This window comes from Caballeronia sp. HLA56 (assembly GCF_054655155.1).
In genome coordinates this window covers 1,045,463-1,061,491 of the sequence record NZ_BAAHOB010000005.1, presented here as the reverse complement: position 1 = coordinate 1,061,491, position 16,029 = coordinate 1,045,463, and the positions used below count along the sequence as shown (strand labels likewise).

At 63.2% G+C, this 16,029-nt stretch carries 15 protein-coding genes, 1 tRNA gene and 1 riboswitch; of the genes, 11 read left to right on the top strand and 5 right to left on the bottom strand.

Features of this window, described 5'->3' with window-relative positions; all coding sequences use genetic code 11:
- Nucleotides 1–126 precede the first annotated feature (126 nt).
- Nucleotides 127–224: riboswitch (ZMP/ZTP riboswitch) on the bottom strand.
- A 193-nt stretch (nucleotides 225–417) separates the two neighbouring features.
- The 9 genes from ACYQ47_RS24520 to ACYQ47_RS24480 all read left to right on the top strand — a co-directional run bounded on the left by ACYQ47_RS24520 (nucleotide 418) and on the right by ACYQ47_RS24480 (nucleotide 7,141).
- The gene (locus ACYQ47_RS24520; protein WP_250465598.1) at nucleotides 418–1,167 is read left to right on the top strand and encodes an SDR family NAD(P)-dependent oxidoreductase; all 750 of its coding nucleotides are present in this window, start codon (nucleotides 418–420) and stop codon (nucleotides 1,165–1,167) included.
- A 134-nt stretch (nucleotides 1,168–1,301) separates the two neighbouring features.
- Entirely contained in the window at nucleotides 1,302–1,754 is a 453-nt protein-coding gene (ybgC, locus tag ACYQ47_RS24515) for a tol-pal system-associated acyl-CoA thioesterase (RefSeq protein WP_244826191.1), read from the top strand.
- 142 nt (nucleotides 1,755–1,896) lie between these two features.
- Nucleotides 1,897–2,574, top strand: a complete 678-nt coding sequence (gene tolQ, locus ACYQ47_RS24510; RefSeq protein WP_016346195.1) for a protein TolQ — start codon at nucleotides 1,897–1,899, stop codon at nucleotides 2,572–2,574.
- A 9-nt stretch (nucleotides 2,575–2,583) separates the two neighbouring features.
- Complete coding sequence (gene tolR, locus ACYQ47_RS24505; protein ID WP_244826192.1) at nucleotides 2,584–3,027, top strand: protein TolR; 444 nt, start codon at nucleotides 2,584–2,586, stop codon at nucleotides 3,025–3,027.
- Nucleotides 3,024–4,121: a cell envelope integrity protein TolA gene (gene tolA, locus ACYQ47_RS24500; protein WP_459907339.1), complete on the top strand. Its 1,098-nt coding sequence runs from the start codon at nucleotides 3,024–3,026 to the stop codon at nucleotides 4,119–4,121. The genes tolR and tolA overlap by 4 nt, the downstream gene beginning before the upstream one ends.
- 120 nt (nucleotides 4,122–4,241) lie before the next feature.
- A complete protein-coding gene (gene tolB / locus ACYQ47_RS24495) occupies nucleotides 4,242–5,534 on the top strand; it encodes a Tol-Pal system beta propeller repeat protein TolB (protein ID WP_244826194.1) in 1,293 nt (430 codons plus the stop codon).
- Nucleotides 5,535–5,588: 54 nt separating this feature from the next.
- On the top strand, nucleotides 5,589–6,095 hold the full coding sequence (pal, locus tag ACYQ47_RS24490) for a peptidoglycan-associated lipoprotein Pal (RefSeq protein WP_244826195.1): 507 nt from the start codon (nucleotides 5,589–5,591) through the stop codon (nucleotides 6,093–6,095).
- Between the two features lie 55 nt (nucleotides 6,096–6,150).
- Nucleotides 6,151–6,900, top strand: coding sequence for a tol-pal system protein YbgF (ybgF, locus tag ACYQ47_RS24485; protein WP_244826196.1), 750 nt, complete (start codon nucleotides 6,151–6,153; stop codon nucleotides 6,898–6,900).
- A gap of 165 nt (nucleotides 6,901–7,065) precedes the next feature.
- Nucleotides 7,066–7,141 (top strand) — tRNA-Lys (locus ACYQ47_RS24480).
- A 71-nt stretch (nucleotides 7,142–7,212) separates the two neighbouring features.
- Here ACYQ47_RS24480 and ACYQ47_RS24475 read toward each other — a convergent pair.
- Nucleotides 7,213–7,806 carry a hypothetical protein gene (locus tag ACYQ47_RS24475; protein ID WP_459907336.1) on the bottom strand — a complete coding sequence of 198 codons (594 nt, stop codon included), beginning with the start codon at nucleotides 7,804–7,806 and terminating at the stop codon, nucleotides 7,213–7,215.
- A gap of 164 nt (nucleotides 7,807–7,970) precedes the next feature.
- Here ACYQ47_RS24475 and ACYQ47_RS24470 point away from each other — a divergent pair, with 164 nt between their 5' ends.
- Entirely contained in the window at nucleotides 7,971–9,044 is a 1,074-nt protein-coding gene (locus ACYQ47_RS24470) for a helix-turn-helix transcriptional regulator (protein ID WP_459907334.1), read from the top strand.
- On the opposite strand, the gene ACYQ47_RS24465 is transcribed toward ACYQ47_RS24470, so the two are convergent.
- Nucleotides 9,041–12,490 (bottom strand): ATP-binding protein, encoded by a 3,450-nt coding sequence (locus ACYQ47_RS24465; RefSeq protein WP_459907332.1) that lies wholly within the window; start codon nucleotides 12,488–12,490, stop codon nucleotides 9,041–9,043. The genes ACYQ47_RS24470 and ACYQ47_RS24465 overlap by 4 nt on opposite strands.
- A gap of 4 nt (nucleotides 12,491–12,494) precedes the next feature.
- Nucleotides 12,495–13,763: a metallophosphoesterase family protein gene (locus ACYQ47_RS24460; protein ID WP_459907330.1), complete on the bottom strand. Its 1,269-nt coding sequence runs from the start codon at nucleotides 13,761–13,763 to the stop codon at nucleotides 12,495–12,497.
- Nucleotides 13,764–13,938: 175 nt separating this feature from the next.
- On the opposite strand from ACYQ47_RS24460, the gene ACYQ47_RS24455 reads away from it, so the two are divergent.
- Nucleotides 13,939–14,166: a hypothetical protein gene (locus tag ACYQ47_RS24455; RefSeq protein ID WP_244826201.1), complete on the top strand. Its 228-nt coding sequence runs from the start codon at nucleotides 13,939–13,941 to the stop codon at nucleotides 14,164–14,166.
- Nucleotides 14,167–14,169: 3 nt separating this feature from the next.
- Here the strand turns inward: ACYQ47_RS24455 and rsmA are convergent, their stop codons facing one another.
- The gene (gene rsmA / locus ACYQ47_RS24450) at nucleotides 14,170–14,979 is read right to left on the bottom strand and encodes a 16S rRNA (adenine(1518)-N(6)/adenine(1519)-N(6))-dimethyltransferase RsmA (RefSeq protein ID WP_250492708.1); all 810 of its coding nucleotides are present in this window, start codon (nucleotides 14,977–14,979) and stop codon (nucleotides 14,170–14,172) included.
- Nucleotides 14,980–15,026: 47 nt separating this feature from the next.
- A complete protein-coding gene (gene pdxA, locus ACYQ47_RS24445; protein ID WP_459907328.1) occupies nucleotides 15,027–16,028 on the bottom strand; it encodes a 4-hydroxythreonine-4-phosphate dehydrogenase PdxA in 1,002 nt (333 codons plus the stop codon).
- Nucleotide 16,029: the final 1 nt, after the last annotated feature.

Below are 16,029 nucleotides of genomic sequence, written 5' to 3'. Positions count from 1 at the left end.
TCGAAGCACGAACGCAAAACGCAAGGAAGACGCAGGACGCCAGACGGGTCCACACGCGACGGATGAGGGAAGAATCCAGGTTCGCGGAACGGACAGCCACCGGCAACGCAGCGACGGCGCGCGGATCTCAGCTGCCCAGGCGAACGGCAAAACGACACTCCGCGCTTCCTAGTGGTCGTTCCACCTTGAATCCGAAGATTCTATCGCCAGTCACGCGGGGTTTGAGCGTTGTAGTGTAATGGTGCGGCCGGGTTTAGGCAACTTGGCGAGCGTCTGCGAAACGCTTGAAACGCACGATCGTTCGGGTTTGCAGTTGCTTGCCGCATCGCATCATTGGAAGTACTCTGTGCGCCGTTGCCGGTCGTGTGTCCGCGCGCGCTCCGGTACAGCCCAACCCCCACTTTCCGGAGCCCGCTCATGATCGTATTCGTCACCGGCGCCTCTGCCGGCTTCGGCGCAGCCATTGCCCGCACTTTCGTCAAGGGCGGCCATCGCGTCGTCGCGGCCGCGCGCCGTAAAGACCGGCTCGCCGCGCTATCGAAGGAACTCGGCGACTCGCTCTTGCCAGTCGAACTCGACGTGCGCGACAGCAACGCCATCAAGAGCGCCATCGCCTCGCTGCCCGAATCGTTCGCCCAGATCGACGTGCTGGTCAACAACGCGGGCCTCGCGCTTGGCCTCGAACCGGCACAACGCGCGAATCTCGACGACTGGAAGAACATGATCGACACCAACTGCATGGGACTCGTCGATGTCACGCATGCCGTCCTCCCCGGCATGGTGGCGCGCAATCGCGGTCACGTGTTCAACCTGGGTTCGGTCGCGGCGTCGTACCCGTATCCGGGCGGCAACGTGTACGGCGCGACCAAGGCGTTCGTGCGGCAGTTCAGCCTGAACCTGCGCGCCGACCTCGCCGGAACCGCGTTGCGCGTGACGGATATCGAGCCGGGCCTGTGCGGCGGCACCGAGTTCTCCAACGTGCGCTTCAAGGGCGACGACGACAAGGCCAGCGCCGTCTACAAGGACGTGCAGCCGCTCACCGCCGAGGATATCGCCGACGCCATCTACTGGATTGCGACGCGCCCCGCGCACGTGAATATCAACGCGATCGAACTCATGCCCGTGGCCCAAACCTTCGGACCGTTGCAAATACACCGCGGCTCGTAAGAGGAATCGACTGTATTTGGTGGCCCAACTTCCGCTTCCGGTAAAATGCCGCGGATGTTTATTTGTCAAAAAGCGAGCCGGAGCGGGTCCAAAAGCCTCCGCGCGAGCGGGGCGGCGCAAAGGTGAGTGATTCGTTGAATTTCGAATGGCCGATTCGGGTGTACTACGAGGACACCGACGCGGGCGGCATTGTCTTCTACGCGAACTACCTGAAGTTCTTCGAGCGTGCGCGCACCGAATGGCTGCGCGCGTGCGGTATCGACCAGCAGCGGCTGGCCGAATCGGCCGGCATCGTGTTCGTCGTGAGAAGAACATCCGTCGATTATTCGGCTCCCGCGCGCCTGGACGACTCCATTCGCATCGTGAGCCGTATCGCGCGGCTCGGGCGCGCATCGGTGGATTTTCATCAGGAAGCGTGGCGTGACGCGGTTCTTCTTGCAAGCGGCGATATTCGCGTCGCTTCGGTGGATCGCGCAACGATTCGCCCTGCCGGTATTCCCGAACGAGTTCTCGAAGGATTGAGGCGCGGTCCTCATGCCGGGCAGGTCGTGCTTGCCGCGGACGAGCATCGCGCGCACCCGGTTTGAACGCTTCACGAGCAAGAGCCGGCCACGAGGCGGCTTTCGTTTTATTGATGTCGCGGTCACGAAAGCCTGACGCGCCTTTGACCGGAAGCCCCTTTTCCGGACGTAAATAGCAGCTAATAGCAGGTGGAAGCAGCGGACTTTTATGAACAACACACAAGACTTGTCGATCGTATCTCTCGTCATTCATGCGAGCCTGCTCGCGCAGGCCGTCATGGCCCTGCTGCTTCTGCTCTCGCTGCTGTCGTGGACTTTCATCTTCCGCAAGTGGTTCGCCATTCGGCGCGCGCGCGCGCAAACCGAGCGTTTCGAACGCGATTTCTGGTCCGGCGGCGACCTGCAGGCGCTGTATCAAAGCGCGGCGAACAACCGTCACACCATCGGTGCGCTCGAGCGTATCTTCGAATCGGGCATGCGCGAGTTCTTGAAGGGCAAGGAGCGCCGCATCACCGATCCGGGCGCGATTCTCGACGGTTCGCGCCGCGCCATGCGGGCTGCCTTTCAGCGTGAAATGGACGTGCTCGAAGCGAATCTCGCGTTTCTTGCATCGGTCGGCTCGGTCAGTCCGTATATCGGTTTGTTCGGCACGGTCTGGGGCATCATGAATTCGTTCCGCGGCCTCGCAAACGTACAGCAGGCGACGCTCGCCAACGTGGCGCCCGGCATTGCCGAAGCGCTCGTCGCGACCGCGATCGGCCTCTTCGCCGCGATTCCCGCCGTGGTCGCTTACAACCGCTACGCTCACGATATCGACCGCCTGGCGATCCGCTTCGAGACCTTCATCGAAGAGTTCTCGAACATCTTGCAGCGTCAGGCGCACTAAGGAGTCACGATGGCAGGCTCGTCCCGTTCCAGCATGCGCGGCAGTTCGCGCCGCGCCATGGCCGACATCAATGTCGTGCCGTATATCGACGTGATGCTCGTGTTGCTCGTCATCTTCATGGTGACGGCGCCGCTCGTGTCGCCTTCGATCATCAACTTGCCGACCGTCGGCAACGCGCAGCCGCAGGAACAGCAGCCGCCGCTCGTCATCAATATTAAAGCCGACGGCAGCATGAACGTGCGCTACAAGGAAGAAGGCGGCGCGACGCAAGAGCAGAGAATGACCAAGGACGACCTGAACACGTTCGTGCTCAATCGTCAGGAGTCGCATCCGGATCAACCCGTCGTCATCGCGGCGGACAAGACCGTGAAGTATGAAGTCGTCATGAACGTGATGTCCGATATGAAGGCGCGCGGCGTGAAGCGCGTCGGATTGCTCGTCAAATCGCAATGACCCTTTTGCAGAACCGGCAGACGCGCGGCTCATCAGCGCGACCCATCCGCCCGCCGCGCGAACGCGGTACGGGCCGCGCTTTCGCACTCGCCGCCGTCATGCACTTGCTGCTTGGCTGGCTGCTGTATCACGGCATCAACTGGCAGAACAACACCCCCGCCGGAGCCGAGGCGGAACTGTGGACCGAGATTCCCGACACGCCTGCTCCCACGCCGCGCGTCGCGCCCCCGCCGCCCGTGGCCGTGAAGCCGCAGCCTGCGCCGCCGCCCGCGAAGGACGAGGACGCGGACATCGCGCTGCAGGAAAAGAAGCGTAAGCAGGAAGCCGCCGCACGCGATGCACAAGTGGCCGAGCAGCGCCGCCAGCAGGAATTGGCGCAGCAGGAAGCCGAAGCGAAGCGCCAGCAGCAAGTCGCCGCTCAGGCCGCCGCGGCGGCCGCCGCGCAGAAGGCCATGCAGGACAAGCAGAAGCAGATCGAACAGCAACGTCAGGCCGACCTGCAAAAGCAACAGCAGGCGAAGCTGCAACAGGACAAGGCGCGTCAGCAGCAACAAGCCGAAGCGCAAAAGGCCGAGCAGCTTCAGGAACAGAAGGAAGCCAAGGCGAAAACCGATGCCGAAGCCAAGGCAAAAGCCGATGCGCAAGCCAAGGCCAAGGCCGCGGCGCAGGCAAAAGCCAAGGCGGATGCGGAAGCGAAGGCGAAGGTCGATGCCGAACGCAAGTCGCGCCTCGCGCAGCTGCAAGGGCAGCTCGGCGGCGGCACGAATTCGAGCGGCGAAGGGCTGGCCAAGGGTGGCACCGGCAAGGGCGCGGGCGGCAACGCGGCGTCGGCGGGTTATGCCGAGAAGGTGCAGCGTCGCGTGCGGCCGAATATCATCTGGTCGGGCGAAACGTCCGGGCTGGAAACGGTCGTGTCGGTGCGCTGCGCGCCTTCGGGCACGCTGCTTTCGGCGACCATTACGCGGTCGAGCGGCAACGAGCAGTGGGACGCTGCCGCGTTGCGCGCGGTGCAGCGCTCCGATCCCATGCCGAAGGACATTAACGACCAGGCGCCAGGGTCATTTACGATCACGCTGCGCCCGGCTGGCAGTTGATTGCGCGGGATCACTGCAAAGCGCAAGACCGTTGCCGCACGGGAACGAATTGTGCAATCGGGGGTCTGTTTCTGCAGTCTCGGGTCACTTGAAAACGTATTTTTCTGGAACGAATACAGCATGAGTTTGATGAAGAAGCTTGGCTTGAAAACGCTGGTCGCATCCTGTCTGATCGCCGCCGGTACCGCCGCACATGCCCAGTTGAACGTGCTCGTGACTGGCGTCGGTTCTACCCAGTTTCCGATCGCCACGGCCAACTTCGCCAATGAGGGCAGCTCACCGCAACAGGTCAGCGCGATCATTCGTCAGGACCTGCAGAGAAGCGGCAAATTCACGAACATCGACGCGGGCGGCACGCCGGTTTCCGAGACTGATTCCGTCGATCTCGGCGCATGGAAAGCCAAGGGCGCGGACGCGTTCGTATCGGGTAGCGTGAACAAGCTGCCGAACGGCCAGTACGAAGTGCGCTTCCGTCTCTACGACACGGTCAAGCAGCAGAATCTCGGCGGTTTGTCGCTCGTTTCCGCCGAAAGCGGCCTGCGCATGAGCGCACACAAGATCGCGGACTACATCTACGCCAAGTTGCTCGGTGGCCGCGGCGTGTTCGCAACCCGTCTGTCCTACGTCATTCAGACGGGCGGACGCTACCAATTGCAGATTTCGGACTCGGACGGTCAGGACGCGAAGATCGCCCTTTCCAGCCCGGAGCCAATCATTTCGCCGGCATGGTCGCCGGACGGCACGAAGGTCGCCTACGTGTCGTTCGAAAAGAAGAAGCCGGTGGTCTACATCCACGATCTGCCGACCGGGCGGCGCGTGGTCGTATCGAATCAGAAGGGCAACAACAGTGCGCCGGCGTGGTCGCCTGACGGCAGCAAGCTGGCCGTGGCTTTGTCGCGCACCGGCAATACGCAGGTTTTCGAAGTCAACGCGGACGGCTCTGGCCTGCGTCGTCTGACACAAGGCAGTTCCATCGATACCGAGCCGGCCTTCTCGCCCGATGGCAACTCCATTTACTTTACGAGCGATCGCGGCGGCCAACCGCAGATCTACAAGATGCCGGCGGCGGGTGAAAACGCCGGCGCGGCCCAGCGGGTCACGTTTACGGGCAGCTACAACACAAGCCCGCGCGTGAGTCCGGACGGCAAGCAACTCGCGTACATTTCGCGCACCGGTGGCGGCTTCAAGCTGTATTTGCAGGACCTCGGGTCCGGCACGGCGACGGGGCTGACCGACACGACGCATGACGAATCGCCGAGCTTCGCGGCGAATGGTCAGTACATCCTCTACGCCACCCAAGTGAACGGACGTGGCGTGTTGGCAGCCGTATCGACCGATGGTCGTACGCGGCAAGTCTTGTCCGTACAGGGCGGTGTGGTGCGCGAGCCGTCCTGGGGTCCGTTCATGCAGTAAGTTCAGCAAACACGTTCAAATACAACGTTCAGCTACAACACAAGGAGAGGTACCATGATGTCGAAACTTCGTATCGGCCTGGCAGTTGCGATGGTCGGCGCATTGGCAGCTTGTCACTCGGGCGTGAAGCTCGATGAAGGCGCGAACAAGGGCTCGGTCGGCACGCAGCCGAACCCGACGGACGTCAAGCAGGTCAACATCGACCCGCTGAACGACCCGAACAGCCCGCTCGCCAAGCGCAGCATCTTCTTCGACTTCGACAGCTACGCCGTGAAGGACGACTATCAGCCGCTGCTGCAACAACACTCGACGTACCTGAAGAGCCACCCGGAACGTCACGTCCTGATTCAAGGCAATACCGACGAGCGCGGCACGAGCGAGTACAACCTGGCGCTTGGTCAGAAGCGTGCGGAAGCCGTGCGTCGCGCCATGTCGTTGATGGGCGTTGCCGATTCGCAAATGGAAGCCGTGAGCCTCGGCAAGGAAAAGCCGATGGCGACGGGTCACGACGATTCGTCGTACGCCCAGAACCGCCGTGCGGATCTCGCCTACCAGCAATAACAGCAGCAATAGCAGTAGTCCACGTAACGTAACTTAGTCACGGGTGAGTTGCCCTATGTTGTATCGCTTTTCCTTGCTGCGCCTTGCCGCAGCCGCGTGCGTCGCAGGTTCGACGATGCTTGCCGTGCCCGCGCACGCTGGCGTCTTCGACGACAACGAAGCGCGCAAGGCCGTACTCGATCTGCGCACGAAGACGGACAGTCTGGGCAACCAGTTGTCCGCCGCGCAGCGCACGATCCTCGATCAGTCGAATCGTATCGATCAGCTTAATCAGCAGGTCGCGACGCTTCGAGGGCAGAACGAGGATCTGGGCAATCAGGTTGCCACGCTGCAGAAGCAGCAGAAAGACTATTACGCAGACCTCGATACGCGCTTGAAGAAGTTCGAGCCGCAGCAGCAGACTATCGACGGCGTATCGGGCGCCGTGCAACCTGGCGAGACGGAAGCGTTCAACGCGGCATCGACCGAGTTCCGCAACGGTGACTACAAGAATGCCGCGACTTCGTTCAAGGCATTCGTCTCGAAGTATCCGCAGAGCCCGTATCAGCCGACCGCGCAGTATTGGCTCGGCAACGCGCTGTACGCGCAGCGCGACTACAAGGGATCGACTGCGGTCTGGCAGAATCTGGTGAAGACGTACCCAACGCATCCGCGAGCGCCTGAGGCGTTGCTCGCAATCGCGAATAACCAGATCGAACAGGGTCAGAAAGCGGCTGCTAAACAGACGCTGCAGCAGATCATCTCGCAGTATTCCGGCACTGAAGTCGCACAGTCGGCGCAGAGCAAGATGTCGCAGGTGAAGTGACAAGAAGCATCGAAGCATCGAGCGAAGCTTTCGGGTTTCGCGCCTCTCGAGACGAATGCCCGCGGGCCGTTGCGCCGCGGGCGTTTTTCTTTGTTTCGTCGATGCGCGCGCAGCCCGCGCTGCCTTGACAGAATCCGAAACGGCCGATTATAATTTCGCCTCTTTGGGTCGTTAGCTCAGCTGGTAGAGCAGCGGACTTTTAATCCGTTGGTCACAGGTTCGAATCCCGTACGGCCTACCAAAGAAATCGAAGGGCCGCGCTTAGCGCGGCCCTTTCCTTTTTCTTCGCTGGCTTCGCACCAGCACCAGTCTTCATCGTTCGAGCAATTCGACCCTTGGCGTCAACTCAAGCGCCGCTACCGATTCAAAGTTCGCGTTGGCCTCGCTCACAGCGCGATCCGCGTCTGCACGGCGCCGCTTGTACTTCAAGTGCTTGCCAAGTCCCGCGCCGAACACGATCAGTCCGGCGAGCGCGAATGGCCACTCGATGTAAGCCATCATCAGCAATAACAGGCCCCACGCTGCATGAGGCCAGAGCTTTGGCAGGGCTGGCACCGAACGCATGGCCACATCGAGTCGCGCGAGCGCCGCATCCAATCCGTCGACGGCGCCGTGCCGCTCTTGCAACCGCGCTTCGATCTCGTACACCGCGCGCATCGACTTTTCCTTCGACGGAAGTGACAACGATCCGATATCGCCCAGCAAACCGATCGCTTCGTTGACCTGCGCAAACGAAGGTCTCAGCGCGAGAAAAGTCGGTTCATGTTCCGGCAGCCGCATCGCGCGATGAATGTCCAACCGGCTCACGCACACGCCGTGCGAGAAGAAATACCGCTGGATGGCATGTGTTGTCCGGCCCTTGAGCTTTTGTAAAAGCTGCTCGTTGGCTTGCTCTCGTTTGCTCATGCTTCTGAATGCTCCTCGACGCTCGTTTAACCGTGGGCATTCTTTCCGCTCGCCGCGCGAAACGTCACTAGAACAATCCTAAACAGCGCTCGACCGTTCGGGACATCCTCTGTCCCAATGCTGCCTATAATCAAACCTCTCCGCTTCCAACCCAACGCACCGTCATGACCTCGAGCCTCGACGAAGCCATTCTCCGCGTGCTGCCAACCGAACGCGACGCGCTCGCGTGGCTCTCCACACCCGAAATTCGCCGTCGTCTCGAAGAGCGCGGGCATCGCGTTGGATACACGAAAAAAGTGCAGCGGCATCTCACCGCGCTCGAAGCCGAATCGCGCGTCATGTCGATGCAAAATGGCCGCGAACTGCTCTGGCAACGCAAGCCATGGCTGCATGGTCTGCAGGAAGGCGTCGGCTTGATGAGCGCATCGGAAGCGGTGGCGTTTCACATCCTGCAGCGCTTTGCCGGCAACAAGCTACCGAACGCTGTCACGCGCGACATCGACCCGCTCTTCAAGGCAGCCGAAGCGCGGCTCTCGCAGGAAAAGGCGGACAGCCGCATCTACCGCGCGTGGGCGGACAAGATCGATTCCGTCGATGGCGCCTTCACGCTGATTCGTCCGAAGCTGCGTCCGGACATCTTTCAGGCCGTGGCGACAGCGACTTTCTTCGAGCGCGAACTGCTCGTGCAGTACCGCGCCGCGTACAAAGGCGAGCAAGGCGACGCGCCAAAAACCAGGACGCTCTGGCCGCTCGCGCTCGTCGAATCCGCTGGCGTGATGTACATGGTCGCGCAGGACCCGGGCCGTGCGCCGCGCCCGGAAAAAGGCGAAAAGGAATGGGTGCGCGCGCTGTACAGGCTGGACCGCATTCGTTCGGTGTCCGAGTCAGGCGAGTCCTTCACGTATCCCGAAGACTTCAAGCTGCGCAAGTACATCGAGACGCAGCAGGTCTTCGACTTTCTGCCCGAGCCGCCCGTGCGCCTCGCACTCGCGTTCGAAGGCAGTTCGGGCAACCAGCTACGCGAGTCGCCGATGTCGAAAGATCAGCACATCGACATGCTGCCCGACGGCCGCATGAAGGTGACCGGCACGGTGACGCCGAGCCTCAAGCTGCGCTGGTGGCTGCGCGCGCTCGGCGCGGGCGTCGAGATTCTCGCGCCGCAAACGCTGCGAGACGAATTCGCGGACGACTTCCGCAAGCTCGCGGCTCGGTACGCACGTGCGAGTGAAACCGCCTAGCGCATGAAGTGCACGTTGACCTTCGGTCCGAACACTTCGCGCACCATGTCCACGAGATGATCGTGATGGCTCAAAAAAATCACCTGCGTGTGCATCGCGATTGCGCTCAAGACGCGCAGGCCGGCGCGCGCGCGGCCGTCGTCGAAATTGATGAAGAGATCGTCGGCCACGAACGGTAGCGGCGACGCCTTCTCGGCATGCTCCTCCAACGCAGCCAGACGCAGCGCGAGATAAAGCTGATCGCGCGTGCCTTCGCTCATGCCGGTGATCTCGACGTGTTCGCCGCTCTCGCGAATGGCGGCGAGCGCCATCGGCTGGCGGTCGTAATCCACGGCGAGCCGCGAGAACGCGCCGAGCGTGAGCTCCGAGAAAATCGTGCTTGCGCGCGTGAGCATCGGGCCTTGACGGCGTTCGCGGTATCGGTCGATCGCCCACTTCAGGAGCGTCGATGCCGTCTCCACCTTGACGAAGCGCTCGGCGGCATCGGCCATGACGGATAGCGCTTCCTGCCGCTTCGCTTCGGCGCGCGCGGCGTTGCCTTCGCCCGAGATCGCGTTGAGTTCGCGGCGCGCGGCATCGAGCTCCGTCGCCAGTTCGCTCGATGCCTTCACGGAATCGCCGAGCGCCGCGCCGATCAGCGACAGTTCGCCGTGCAGACCGGACAGGTCCGCGCCCTCCACTTCCGCGATCAGAACGTCGAGCGCGAGGCCGTCGCCACCTTTGATCAGCGCATCGCGCGCGGCATCGATCGCGGCGAGCAACGCGCGCCTCTTCTGCGACTTGCCGATGAGCGGCGCGAGCAACTCCGCGCTGTCCACGCGGGCCCGCTCGTAAAGCGGACGCAGCGCCGACTTCGCTTCCTCGACGCCCGCCTCGGCCCGGCTCACCTGCTCGCTCGCCGATGCCAGTTCCTTCTTCAGACGCTCGGCATCGGCACGCGCCGCGCACGCGGTATCGAGCCGCGCCGAGAGTTCGGCCGCGATTGCGCCGGGCTCACGCACATGGTTCGTGCCATCGAGTTCAAGCGCGAGCTGCCTTGCATTGGACTCGAACGAGGCGAGCGCCGCGCGCATGGCGTCGATCTGTCCGTGGCGAATGGCGTCGATCTGCACGAGCTGTTCGCCGATCTTGTGGACGATACCAATGGCCAATTCGGCCGCCGCCTGCGAGTCCGCCGCGACCGCCACGCCCGCTTTCGCCGCGGCTTGCGACCATTCGGCTTGCCATCGCTCGAAGGCAAGCGCAGCGGCCTTGGCCGTGTTCTGCCGCGTGACCAGTTCCGCTTGCGCTTCGTCGAGTTGCCCGGCGATATGACGCCGCTCGATCACCGCTTCGTCGATGGCGCCGATATGCGCTTCGGCGGCGTCGCAGAGCGCGTCAAAGTCGGCGGTGGCTTCCGCCAACGGCAAATGCCGCGCGAGGTCTTCATGGCGCGTGGCCGCTTCGGCGCTTTCGCGCTCGAACTCTTCCGCGCGCCGGGCAAGCGTGCGCGCCGCCTCGATTACGTGCTCGCGACGCGTGAGCCATGAAGGGACGTCGTCGAGCGCCATCTCCGCGATCTGACTTTGTGATGCGAGCGCGTGCCACGCCGCATCGACGTCCGCGAGCGCTTTTGCGGCTTCGTCCGCGCTGCGTTGCCTTCGTGCGAGCGTTTCCTGATCGACCGCCACGCGACGCTGCAACGCGCTGAACTGCGTGGCTTGTCCGATGGAATCGAGTCTGCGGTCCGCAAGGTCATCGGCGGTGTGCATCGCCGTCTCGAAAAGCGGCGCGCCCGAATCGAGCGGCGTCGCGCCACTCTTGAGCGCGTGCCACGCGGTATCGCGCGTCTTGCGAGCACCGCGAACCTGATCGCCCGTGACGACATCATGCGTCTGCGTGAAATCGGCGAGTTCGGCTTGCGTGGCGTGCAGCGCGTCGTGCGCTTCGTTCATGCGATCGGCGGCGCGCGTCAGCCGAAGCGCGAACTCCTGCCGCTCGCTGCGCAAGATGGCGATACGCTCGATCGACGGCAAGTTCATCGCTTGCAGTTCGGCAATTGGCCGCGACCATTGGCCAAGCGATGCAAGGCCCGCTTCGAGCGCTTGCGCGGCTTCGCGGCGCGCGTCGCCGAGACGGTCTTGCGCCGCGCCCGTTTCGCGATACTTCTGCGCCTGCCGCAGCGCGCGACGCAACTCCTGCGAGACCTCGCCCTCGGCGATGCCGCCAAGTCGCGCCTTCAATGTCCCGATCTGGCCGAGCGTCTCATCGACCGAGCGCGCCGCATTGCGCGCCGCCGTCTCCAACGTGCCGCGTTCGCGCATCAGGCTCGTGACCGTCTGCAACGCAAGCTGTCCGGGCAGCGCCTGACGCGCGCCCGCTTCGTTTTGCGGCCAGCCGAGTTCCGCGCAATCCTGCGCGACTTGGCGCAAGCGCGCGGCGACATCGTGTTCGAGTCGCGCGATGTCGGTCGCGTGATGCGCGCACCGATGACGCGTGGTGTCGAGCGCGCGTATCCGGGTTTCCAGCGCGAGCAACGCGTGGTCGATACGGATTTCGTTCAGCTCCGCCTGACGTTGCGCCGTCGCCTTCGCGTGCAGCTCGTGCGCGGTTTGCGCCGATGCAAGCCGTGTCAGCGCGCTTTGCAAGACAGCTTCGGCGTCGGCGGGAAGATCGGTGACTTCGCCGAGTTCCGCAAGCTCGGCCGCCTTCTCGCGCCACACGTTCAAATACGGCGCGACGCGGCGAATCCGCTCCAGCTTGCCGCGTTTCGCTTCGAGTTCCGCGCGACGCGTTTCGAGCGCGCGGCCGCGCTCCTCGGCTTCATCGACCGCCGTATATGTCTTGCGCCATTGCGTCGTGCGCACGCTTGCCGTCTTCAGTTCGCTCGTGGCTTCCTCGAATTGCTTGAGGCCGATGTAATACGCGCGGTCGCCTGACTTGCGCTTGGCCCAGAGCGCGTCCGCTTCCTCAGCCAGGCGTTGTCGCACGGCGCCGAGACTCGCAATGCCCGCAGCCGATTGAAACAGCACCTGCCCGACATCGCTCGATGCATCGAGAATGCTTCGTCCGCCCGCAATCAATCCTTCGTGGCCGAGACAGTACATCTGCTCGAAGAAGCTCTTGTCCGCCGTGCCGATGAAGGGCGCGAGCGCATCGGTGGCGAGCGCGTCGCCATTGGGTTTGGCAAGCGACGCCTTGCGGCTCTTGGTGCGATGAAACGCGAGCGTCTCGTCGTTCAGTTGCAGCGTTGCGCCGAGTTGCAGATCGCTCTGCGGATGCACGAACGCGAGCGGCGAGCGCTGCGGAATGCCGAACAGCAATTCGGCAATCGCCGTCTTGATGGTCGACTTGCCCGCCTCGTTCGGTCCGACGATGAAGTGAAAATCCTGGGGCGCCGCCGGAAATTCGATGACGCGATCCGTGAACTTGCCAAAGCGAATCAGTTTTAGCTTGCCGATGCGCATGAGCCTATTCCGCATCCGCGAGTTGGGCGATCAGACCGGAGCGCACTTCGGCGACGATCCGCGCGAGATCGTCGTTGCGCACGTATTCGAGTTCAGGCACCGACTTTTGTAATTCGCTCGGCGCCTGCGACGCCAGACCGATCAAACGCTCTTTCAACATGCTTAGAAATTCCGGGTCGGACTCGGCTTCGACCAACAAGGCGTGCAGGTCGGCGAGCGCATCGGCGCCGCCGGCGAACGGTTCGCCCGCCGCGCTCGAATGCACGATCGGCTGCGTCGCGATCTTCACTTTTTCCAGCCACAGACGGTCGTGGCTGATCGCCGCGATCTGCGCCAGCACTTCGGCGCGCAGTTGCGCTTCGAGACCGAATAGCGCGCCATGCGCCTCGGTCGCGCCGGTGATCGTCACCCGCACCGCGAGCGGCACGGGTTGCGCGGCGGATTCGACGAGCGCATCGAGCGCGCGTCCGACCGCGAGCGCGACGTCATCGAGCGTGACGGCTTCGCTGGCATCGACGATAACGGACTCCCAGCGCAAGACATCGATGAAAAGCCGCTCGACGCTCACCTCTTCCGTCTCCGAAACGTGGACGATCACCGCGCCGCGCCGGCCCGTTTCGCGGATATTGCGGCCCTGCAAGTTGCCAGGAAACACGATCGTGGAGGCCTCTTGCCAGATGGCGAAATCGTGCACGTGGCCAAGCGCCCAGTAGTGATATTGCCGCGCGTGCAACTCGGCGATCGAGCACGGCGCATAACACGCGTGCGCCGCGCTGCCTTCGAGCGCGGTATGCAGCACGCCGATGTTGAAGTAGCCCTCGACCGGCTGCGGATACGCGGTGACGAGATTCGTCGTGACCGCTTTTTCCTTGAAGCTGTGGCCGTGCAGCGCCACCTTCAGGGCGTCGAGTCGAAAGGTCTGCGGCTTTCTGCTCGAAAACGTGTGCACGTTGTCGGGCAGCTGCAACTGGCTCGTCATCTCGCTCTCGGCGTCGTGATTGCCGAAGAGCACATAAACCGGAATGCCCGCGCGTCGCAAGCGCCCCATCTCGCGGCAAAAGAAGATGCCCGTGTTGTAGTCGCGCCAGGTGCCGTCGTAGAGATCGCCCGCGATGACCATGAAGTCCACCGCCTCTTCGAGCGCGACATCGACGAGTTTCGTGAATGCGTCGCGCGTGGCGTTGCGCAAGAGATCGGCGGGCGCGTCCGCATAAGCGGCGAGACCGTGCAACGGGCTGTCCAGATGGATATCCGCCGCGTGAACGAACCGCATGGCGTTGCCTCCTTTTTGATGTACTCGATGACCGCGCGGAGCGACGATGATAGCAGCCGCAAAGAACGAATCGCGTCGCGTTGGAACGCGTTTCTTCGGGACGCGATGTGTCCCTGCGGGCTTGCACAATGACTCACTCGCATCCGCCGAAGAACGAACAGAACGAGGAGAACAAGTGAGCGCAACGAGCCCTTACACCACGCAGACAGTCGATGCCGCCATCGTGCATCTGGAACGCGTCCTGTCGAAGGAAGGCGCGAATTCGCTGTTCGGCCAGACGTACTGGCGCAGTCGCGTGCAGCAGGTCAGCGCGACGCGCGGCCTGCACCGCGACCAGCGCATGCGGCTCGAACGTCTCATGCGGCTGCTTTCGGACGTTTCGAGCGCCGCGCTATGTCTATGACACTCAAGCCCGCACGAGCGCTTGTGCCAGCGCAACGAACTCCGCCACCGGCACTTCTTCGGCGCGACGCGCGAGATCGAAGCCGAGCGCGTCGAAGTCGATTCGGTCGCGATACGCGCCGAGATTGTTGCGCAGGACCTTGCGACGCTGCGCGAAAGCAGCCTTGACGACTTCACTCAAGGTCGCCTCATCCACCACGGGCAGTTCGTGCGGCGCGAACGGAATCATCCGCACGATCGCGGAATTCACTTTCGGCGGCGGCTGGAAAGATTCGGGCGGCACGTCGATCAGCTTGTCCATCACGTAGCGGTATTGCAGCATCACGGACAGGCGGCCGTAGTCCTTGCTGGCGGGCTCGGCAATCATGCGATCGACCACTTCGTCCTGCAGCATGAAGTGCTGGTCGATCACCTTGGGCGCAAAGCTCGTCAGGTGAAACAAGAGCGGACTCGAAATGTTGTACGGCAGATTCCCGACGATACGCAGCGTCGGCTTGTCGCCTTCCAGCGCGAGCGAGCCGAAGTCGAATTCGAGCGCATCGGCGGAATGCACGACGAGACGCTCGCCAAAGCGCTTTTCCAACCGGCCGATCAAATCGCGGTCGAGTTCCACTGCGTGCAGCGGCGACTCGGGCGTGGCCACCCGTTCGATCAGCGGCTCGGTCAGCGCGGCAAGCCCCGGTCCAATTTCGACCATGCGTTCGCCGTGTTTCGGCGCGATCGTATCGACGATCGAATCGATCACGCCTTGATCGACGAGAAAGTTCTGCCCGAAGCGCTTGCGCGCGAAATGGCCCTGGTGTCTGGTGGACATCGGTCTGACGCCTTTGAAACTGATGTGGATGAAGAACCGCGCGACGCTCAGACGCCGCGCTTGTCTCGGTGCTTGTGGCGCGCCATCGTGACGGCGGCGTCGATGGCCGCGATCATGCTGCCCGCATCGGCGCGGCCCGTGCCCGCGAGATCGAGCGCCGTGCCGTGATCGACGGAAGTGCGGATGATCGGCAAACCCAGCGTGACATTGATGCCTTCGCCAAAGGTTGCGAATTTCAGTACCGGCAAGCCCTGGTCGTGGAACATCGCGAGCACGCAATCGGCGTCTTTCAGATAGCGCGGCTGAAACAGAGTATCCGCCGGATACGGACCCGGCGCGTCGATACCGAGCGCGCGAGCACGTTCGAGCGCGGGCGCGATGACATCGATTTCCTCGCGGCCGAGATAACCGTTCTCGCCCGCATGCGGGTTCAGCCCGGTCACGAGAATACGCGGCGCGGCGAGGCCGAAATGCGCGCGCAGATCGTGATCGATGATGCGCAGCGTCTCGACCAATCCGTCGATGGTCAGTGCCGCGGACACGTCCTTCAGCGGCAGATGCGTGGTGGCAAGCGCAACGCGTAATGGCCGCTCGCCCGTGCCCGCCAGCATCATCACGACTTGCGGCGTATGCGTGCGCTCGGCGAGATATTCGGTGTGGCCGGTGAAAGGCACGCCGGCGTCGTTGATCGTGCTCTTTTGCAGCGGTGCGGTAACGATGGCGTCGAACCGGCCTGCGAGCGCGCCGTCGATGGCTGCATCGAGCAGATTCAGCACGTAACGGCCGTTGGCCGCGTTCAGCTTGCCGGCCTCGGCGGGCGCGGCAAGCGCATGATGCTCGATCTCGATTCCACCATGCGCGGCAGGCCAGGACGCGGCGCGTGCCTTGAGCAACTCGCGGTCGCCCAGCACGACGAAGCGCGCTAACGGCCAGCGCGCCTGCGCTTCCTGCAAGGCGGCCGCCGTCAATTCCGGACCGACGCCCGCCGGTTCGCCCGTGGTGATCGCGATGGTGATCGCCGGGGCGAGCGGATGGGTGTCGGCGTTCATG

What these genes read in the sequence shown, in the direction of transcription:
- ACYQ47_RS24520 (WP_250465598.1), top strand. Translation starts at nt 418, where the DNA reads ATGATCGTATTCGTCACCGGCGCCTCTGCCGGCTTCGGCGCAGCCATT.
- tolQ (WP_016346195.1), top strand. Translation starts at nt 1,897, where the DNA reads ATGAACAACACACAAGACTTGTCGATCGTATCTCTCGTCATTCATGCG.
- tolR (WP_244826192.1), top strand. Translation starts at nt 2,584, where the DNA reads ATGGCAGGCTCGTCCCGTTCCAGCATGCGCGGCAGTTCGCGCCGCGCC.
- tolA (WP_459907339.1), top strand. Translation starts at nt 3,024, where the DNA reads ATGACCCTTTTGCAGAACCGGCAGACGCGCGGCTCATCAGCGCGACCC.
- tolB (WP_244826194.1), top strand. Translation starts at nt 4,242, where the DNA reads ATGAGTTTGATGAAGAAGCTTGGCTTGAAAACGCTGGTCGCATCCTGT.
- pal (WP_244826195.1), top strand. Translation starts at nt 5,589, where the DNA reads ATGATGTCGAAACTTCGTATCGGCCTGGCAGTTGCGATGGTCGGCGCA.
- ybgF (WP_244826196.1), top strand. Translation starts at nt 6,151, where the DNA reads ATGTTGTATCGCTTTTCCTTGCTGCGCCTTGCCGCAGCCGCGTGCGTC.
- ACYQ47_RS24475 (WP_459907336.1), bottom strand. Translation starts at nt 7,806, where the DNA reads ATGAGCAAACGAGAGCAAGCCAACGAGCAGCTTTTACAAAAGCTCAAG.
- ACYQ47_RS24470 (WP_459907334.1), top strand. Translation starts at nt 7,971, where the DNA reads ATGACCTCGAGCCTCGACGAAGCCATTCTCCGCGTGCTGCCAACCGAA.
- ACYQ47_RS24465 (WP_459907332.1), bottom strand. Translation starts at nt 12,490, where the DNA reads ATGCGCATCGGCAAGCTAAAACTGATTCGCTTTGGCAAGTTCACGGAT.
- ACYQ47_RS24460 (WP_459907330.1), bottom strand. Translation starts at nt 13,763, where the DNA reads ATGCGGTTCGTTCACGCGGCGGATATCCATCTGGACAGCCCGTTGCAC.
- rsmA (WP_250492708.1), bottom strand. Translation starts at nt 14,979, where the DNA reads ATGTCCACCAGACACCAGGGCCATTTCGCGCGCAAGCGCTTCGGGCAG.
- pdxA (WP_459907328.1), bottom strand. Translation starts at nt 16,028, where the DNA reads ATGAACGCCGACACCCATCCGCTCGCCCCGGCGATCACCATCGCGATC.